The sequence below is a fragment of the Paenisporosarcina sp. TG20 genome, from assembly GCF_000286315.1.
Lineage (GTDB): Bacteria > Bacillota > Bacilli > Bacillales_A > Planococcaceae > Paenisporosarcina.
This window is the reverse complement of record NZ_ALJG01000174.1, coordinates 1-7,012: the sequence shown is the minus strand read 5'-3', so window position 1 is coordinate 7,012 and position 7,012 is coordinate 1. Positions and strand designations below refer to the sequence as shown.

General features: G+C 38.0%; 4 protein-coding genes. 3 read left to right on the top strand and 1 reads right to left on the bottom strand.

Annotated features, from left to right (window positions below; all coding sequences use genetic code 11):
- The first annotated feature begins 69 nt into the window (after positions 1–69).
- From B371_RS22350 to B371_RS0102665, 3 genes are all read left to right on the top strand, one after another.
- The gene (locus tag B371_RS22350; RefSeq protein ID WP_019412774.1) at positions 70–2,703 is read left to right on the top strand and encodes an Ig-like domain-containing protein; all 2,634 of its coding nucleotides are present in this window, start codon (positions 70–72) and stop codon (positions 2,701–2,703) included.
- Positions 2,704–3,179: 476 nt separating this feature from the next.
- On the top strand, positions 3,180–5,006 hold the full coding sequence (locus tag B371_RS0102670; protein WP_083844931.1) for an SEC-C metal-binding domain-containing protein: 1,827 nt from the start codon (positions 3,180–3,182) through the stop codon (positions 5,004–5,006).
- Positions 5,007–5,460: 454 nt separating this feature from the next.
- The gene (locus B371_RS0102665) at positions 5,461–6,192 is read left to right on the top strand and encodes a YqcI/YcgG family protein (RefSeq protein WP_019412772.1); all 732 of its coding nucleotides are present in this window, start codon (positions 5,461–5,463) and stop codon (positions 6,190–6,192) included.
- A 452-nt stretch (positions 6,193–6,644) separates the two neighbouring features.
- Here the strand turns inward: B371_RS0102665 and B371_RS0102660 are convergent, their stop codons facing one another.
- Positions 6,645–6,968: a cupin domain-containing protein gene (locus B371_RS0102660; protein WP_019412771.1), complete on the bottom strand. Its 324-nt coding sequence runs from the start codon at positions 6,966–6,968 to the stop codon at positions 6,645–6,647.
- Positions 6,969–7,012: the final 44 nt, after the last annotated feature.

Below are 7,012 nucleotides of genomic sequence, written 5' to 3'. Positions count from 1 at the left end.
ATTTTAATGCAACGCTAGTGAAATATTTATTATTCTTCACCAATAACCGATAAGTCTTTTTCAGTAGGTTTGTATTATAACAGTGAAACTAAATTTTTTGAAGGTACCCTTTTAATCACCAATACTTTTGAGTTGGGAACATTTGATTTATATAGGTTAAGCATTTATGACACTGCAGGAAATATAACAGGACTTCATGACGATAACTATGAAGAATTAGAGAATGGGAATTTCACCTTTTTTAAAGAAGAAAATCCACCAACCTTTAGCATGCTTTCATTAGAGCAGAATTCTGTAAAGCCAGGAGAAATTGTAAGGATAAATCTTGAAGCTACTGATGATACAAAATTACAGGAAGCTACGATCCATTACATCGCTCCTATAAGTAAAAATAAAAATTCAATTGAATTAAGCTTTGACAATAATACAAGTAGTTTTAATGGAGAATTCTCCATTTCTGGGAGTAGTGAAGAAGGAATTTGGAAAGTAGATTCAATAGAAATTAAAGACACTAATCTAAACACTACAATCATCAAAGGTGTAGATTTCGATTTAAGTAGTGGGGAATTTACAGTTGAAGATGTGACAGCACCTTCTTCACCATCTGTTGATGAGGTAACGGACAAATCTACAAATGTAACCGGAACAGCGGAAGCAGATTCTTCGATAATTATAACAGTGGGTTCAACTGTAATTGGAACAGGGAAAACTACCACCCATGGTGCATATTCAATTACGATAAAACAACAAAAAGCGGGTTCTAAATTATTAGTAACAGCTAAGGATGCTGCTGGAAACAGTAGCATTGTGAAAGAGGTTTCTGTAAAAGATGTAACAGCACCAATCATTTCAACAATAAATGAAGTAACGGACAAATCAACAAGTGTGACGGGTATAGCGGAAGCTGGATCCACGATTACAGTCAAAGAAGGAACGACAGTAATCGGAAATGCGATCACGGATACTGAAGAAAAATATGTAGCTACAATACTAAAACAAAAAGCTGGCACAAAATTAACAGTCATAGCTACAGATTATGTAGGGAATATAAGTGAGCCAAAAGAAGTTACAGTTATAGATATAACAGCACCAGCGGCTCCGACAGTAGATGAAGTGACAGACAATTCTACTAGTGTGACGGGAACAGCAGAGGTGGGTTCTCTTATTACTATAAAATCTGGAACGATTGAAAAAGGTTCAGATACTGTTAATAGCGAAGGGGGATATTCGGTTCTAATAGAGTTACAAAAAGCAGGCACAATATTAACCATTACTGCTACTGATGCTGCAAAGAATAGTAGTGACCCAGTAGAAGTTACAGTAACAGATGCAACAACCCCGTTGATTCCAACGGTAAACGAAGTAACGGATAAATCTACAAGTGTTAGCGGTACAGCAGAAGTAGGTTCACTGATTAAAATTAAATCAGGTACGACCGAAATAGGTTTAGGAACAGTGGATAGCGAAGGCAACTATACAGTTGAAATCGCACAACAAAAAGCAGGAACGCAATTATTAGTAACCGCTACTGATACTGCTGGAAACACGAGTGAAATTAGAGAAGTGACGGTTGTAGATGTTACCGCACCTACAATGCCAACAGTTAATGAAGTAACTGATAAATCAACGAGTGTGACGGGAAGTGCAGAAGCAGGATCTTCTATCATAATTAAGGTAGGAACAACGATTGTAGGCACAGGAACGACACCTACGGATGGTAAATTCTCAGTTGTGATACCTAATCAAAAAGCAGATGAAATTTTAATGGTGATCGCTACAGATTTAGTAGGAAATGTAAGTGCTGAAACGAAAATAACGGTTGTCAAGTCTCTTGAAGAGACGAATCGTATTGCTGGAGAAGATCGCTATGAAACAGCAGTTTCTATTTCTCAAGAAGGCTGGAATTCTTCTGAAACAGTAGTTCTTGCTACTGGAACTAATTTCCCTGACGCTCTAGCTGGAGGTCCCTTAGCTTACAAAGAGAATGCACCTATTCTATTAACGCGACCAACAAGATTAGTAGAAGTTACGGAACTTGAAATCAAGCGTTTGAATGCGAAGAAAGTGATTATCCTTGGAAGTGAAGGAGCAGTTTCACTAGATGTTGAAATCAAGTTGAAACAAATGGGCTTGGTTGTTGAGAGAATCGGTGGCGAAAATCGCTTCGAAACAGCTGCTTTAATTGCGAAGCGACTGCCATCTGAACAAGCCATTATTGCTTATGGATTCAATTTCCCAGATGTTCTATCAATTTCACCATACGCAGCTAAAAATGGAATTCCAATCTTATTAACAAGATCGGATAGAGTGCCCGCTGAAACACTAAATGCAATGGTTGGCAAAAATAACACCATACTTGTCGGAAGCACTAGTGTCATTAGTGAACATGTCGCACAGCAGTTCCCTCAACCCGTGAGATATGGTGGGGCAACCCGTTTCGACACAGGCAAAGAAATCATATCGAAACTGCCAATGGGCACTGGTAAAGCTTATGTTGCCACGGGACGTAATTTCCCAGATGCACTAGCCGGATCTGTCCTAGCCGCAAAAAATAATGCACCTATTTTATTAGTCAATGAAACAACGATTCCAACACCGACAAAAGATCTTATTTTAAACTATGATAGTTTCTCTATTTTCGGTAGCCGTGGGGCTGTTGGAGACGAAGTTCAGAGTGAATTAAATCTTGCATTGGAGAGATAAGTAAACTCATAAAATAAACATTGCCGTCGTAGGATCATGATTCCTACGGCGGCTTTTAAAATATATATTTAGAAAATAAGAATTCGCGTCCCAGGGAAGATATTTTACTAAATTCAAGATTTTAAGAAGTATCCTGTCGAAATAAATTCTTCGACTGTAGTAAGATAACTAATGCCCACCTATTTAATAGGTGGGCATTTATATCATTCAGAATTATTTCGTCATCATTTCTTCCATTTTACCGAGGAACCTGGCTATATTTTGGTTCAATCTATCTCATGACTAATTGCTGAATAGTATCGGTTATCGTAAATACGGCCGACATTGTGATTTTTTACTAATCATAATCGCTAGAGCATCGATTAATACTGTCCATGATTTTATCTAAAGAAGTAGTAAAGTGATGTGTATTTGTTTCAATCGCCTTCAATATGATACGATTTTAGTACGAATGGAAAAGAAAGTTGGTGTTGGTTATGGTTGGACGTAATGATTCTTGTACGTGCGGAAGTGACAAAAAGTATAAGAAGTGTTGTGGGAAGACAAATGTGTTGGACTTCACGGCAATCGTCGAAGAAGAGCTTCTTCGTATCCATATGGGTTTCTGGGATGAGGGATTTGCCCCTCGTGAGTTTAGCGAGTTGGAAATGCGTTCGCGTAAATGGAATTCGGAGATTCAAGATATTCTTGAACCTGAGTTAATTGATGAGATTGCAATGGGTACATATATTTATCTAGAACATGTTGACTTATGGAGAAGTTATTTGAAAACACAAATGAATAAACAGAAGCGTCAACAAGTAATAGACGTGTTAACTTCTTGGCAACATCCTTTTCTATTGCTCGCAGAAGTATTGGAAATAAATGATGATCAATTCATCATACGGGATGAAACAAATGACAAGGTGTATGTCATATTAAGTGGCCAGACTGAGTCGCAGATTGGTGACCGACTTTTTGGTATTGTCATGCCTGACCCTCGTTTCGGTGAAAATGGACTATCTGGGACGAACGCTATAGTATTTATTCCCGACGATCGACCGAAATTAGTTCACCAACTTCGCGAAGAATTGATGAAATCAGAGATAGACTATCTTTCGATTTATCGTTTGTTTGGCTCATTAAAACATGCATTTAACTTCACACCATTTGAAGAAGAAGTGATTGAATTAACAGAAGGTTATTTAAAGGATTATGGGTTTGACAAAGACATAGGGGTTCCTATGCTGACTGCATTCTTATTAGGCAATTCAGTCAGAGCGAAGAAGCCAGGTGCTGTTGCTTCTGGAGTTATTCAATCATTGTATGATTTTAATTTAATCGGGCCTCCATCTGCTACCCAAAAAGAGATTGCTACTTATTTCAATGTTTCGCCTTCAACAATTGCGAAATACAGAAACCAAGTGGGTGACTCTATGCTCGAAACAATTCAATCGTCAAATGAGGGAGAAACGATGGGGTTCGATAGACCTACCATGTTCATTGATATGGGGACGGATCCTCATACAACAGAAAAGTACGTGTGGGAAACGATGATGCGGACGAGGCAAGAACCTTTCGAAGAGATCGAAACGTCTAATGCATTTATAAGTGAGGAAATTATTGAAGATGAAGACTATAAGCCAGTTAACGATTCGGAGCGAGCGCAACTGCTTTGTTATCAAGCATACGAAGCTGATACAGAAGAACTAAGAATACAATTTACAAATGAAGCAGCGTCCATTAATTCAGGCATTTCTGACGTACACCTATTGTTAGCTGAACAGTCCACAAATAAAGTGGAGATTGAGAATCATCTTTTGGAAGCACTTTATACTGCAAAAATAGAACTTGATTCAACACATGACCGAGCTTGGTATTATGTATTGAACAGTCCGTATTTGCGCGCTCTTATTAATTATGGTGCATGGCTAATGACGAAGAATAGATATAAAGAAGCTGTAAATCAATTCAATAGAATTATTCAATTAAAATTAAACAATCCCGAAGGTGTACGGTGGCTATTGATGGGTGCTCACATACGACTTGGTTCATATAAAGATGCATACTTGGTATTGGGTGATTTGAATCCTCATGAGGATCATGCTGTGGCACATTACTTGAAAATTTTGATGGAAAAACATGAATTAAGCCAAGACATGTACAAGTTTAGACTGGAACGCGGAAGAAGATTAAATAAACATGTGGAGCCAATGCTAGTTGGTGGAGAAAACCCCGGAGCATTTCCACGAAAACTTCTTATTCAGCCAGGTAACGAAGATGAAGCAAGATTCATTTACTGGTTAATCCATGGATTGATGTAAGTTCAACGGCCGAGGATAACTTCGGCCGTTTTTATTATAGGAGGACGGCAGCAAATCCTTCAAGAGTTCCCGGTTTAAAAAAGATAGACCAGGCCAGGCTTTGATTCATCCCAATCAGTAGAATGTAGCTGTAACGATAATCTTCAAGATTTTCGCCCATCGCTACTATCGTGTCAATGGGGTTGCGATGGATATGACTACCTACTACAATAACCCCAGTCTGCTATCTACTTATTTTGCATAATAACGTTTCTGGTAAATCTGTCCTGGCCCAATCGCAGGGTGAGAAACAAAACTCTACAAAGCAGAGAAACAAATCCCCACCGATTTGTTTTATTGCTTTGACCACAGGGCAGTTATTGAATGATAGTAAAAGGTAGAACTCACTATTATGAATCGAATTAGTTCTAAATGGTCTAGGTAAAATAATAAAATGTGTGGTGGAGGAGATTCAATGTTAACGAACCAACAGGCTTTATTAATGAAAGAGGATTTTTCAACCCGAACAGACTTACCTAAATGGCTCATCGATGAATATAAGACATTTCACAACATAGTGACAGATAAAACGTTTCCTTGTCACTTTGGAATGGGTGGAGAGTTAAAAGGCGAATTACGTTATGGCTATATAACGCAAGATGACTGGTCCAATTTGCCGAAAACCTTGGAAGGATTTCTAGACTTATTTCAAAATCCAAAGCATAAACGACATGGCTTATTTGTATTTGTAGAACCATTTAAAGTTGAAGATGATCTAGAGCAATATCGCAAACAGTTTTGGGATATTCTACAGTATTTACATAAAGTAGACCCCATCGCATGGCCCGAAAATGCTCCTCGTGACCCTGAGCAACACTTGTGGGATTTCCACTTTCATGGTGAACCAATTTTCGTATTTGCCAATGCACCAGCCTATAAGCAACGAAAGACACGTCATTTAGGAAACTCCATGGTACTGGGATTTCAACCACGTAAAATCTTTCAAGGACTAGAAGGAACGGAAAAAGGAGGCATCATGTCTCGTGATAAAGTTCGTGAACGTGTGGAAGCGTGGGATGAATTGCCAAAGCACCCGGACATAAGTCATTTTGGCGATCCTCATCATAATGAATGGAAGCAATTTTTTATTGGAGATGACATTGAGCCGATAAAAGGAAAATGTCCTTTCAACCATAAATCAATGTAAGCTCATACTAGTAGTTTGCTTGGTCAAAAACAAAACGCGAATAAAAGGTAAATACCATTCTTTAGAGACTTCAGCTTCATTTGAAGTCTCTTCGTACTTTCTATCCATAAGGCCCACGTTTGAAACGACAATAGAAGTTGTAGAGCTATTAGGTGCTGAAACCTATTTGTAATCGAACTTAAATGGTTCAGACTTTGTCGCTCGCATAGAAATGAACTCTAGTACTTACATGAGACTTGGTTTATATGAGGATGCTTACCAGGTATTGAATAATTTGGTACCTAATCAAAATCATGCTGTAGGATTTCATGGAAACGTAGATTGAAAAGCAGGGATTAAGAACGGGTTATTATTGAAAAACTACTTGAAGAAGGTAAGTTGATAAAGTAAAAGCTAGCCAAAATCGGCTTGCTTTTACTTTTAATAATGATTACTTTAAATATTTCTGCGTATTAATCATTCGGTATCTTGTTCAAAACAACGTAAAGACTAACGCGTTCTGCACCATCATTATTAAATGAAAGCTGCTCTTGATCACTGCAATGTACAAAATCATTTTTCATCACGTTTACTTCTTTACCATCAATGGTAAATACCCCTGTTCCTTCAAGTGTCATGATAAATACGTCAGAACCTGGGTGAGTATGGGAAGGCAGTTGTTGTCCAGGCAAGAAATTTAATACGAAGGCAGTGCTACTAGACTTTTTGAAAATAATCCGCTTTGTAAATCTATCTTCGCTAAACTCTTGATACTTTTGAAGTGACTGTTTATCCATTATATAATCCCCCTATTGGTTGCTGACAACTCCCACAGCTAAAG

What these genes read in the sequence shown, in the direction of transcription:
- B371_RS0102665 (WP_019412772.1), top strand. Translation starts at nt 5,461, where the DNA reads ATGTTAACGAACCAACAGGCTTTATTAATGAAAGAGGATTTTTCAACC.
- B371_RS0102670 (WP_083844931.1), top strand. Translation starts at nt 3,180, where the DNA reads ATGGTTGGACGTAATGATTCTTGTACGTGCGGAAGTGACAAAAAGTAT.
- B371_RS0102660 (WP_019412771.1), bottom strand. Translation starts at nt 6,968, where the DNA reads ATGGATAAACAGTCACTTCAAAAGTATCAAGAGTTTAGCGAAGATAGA.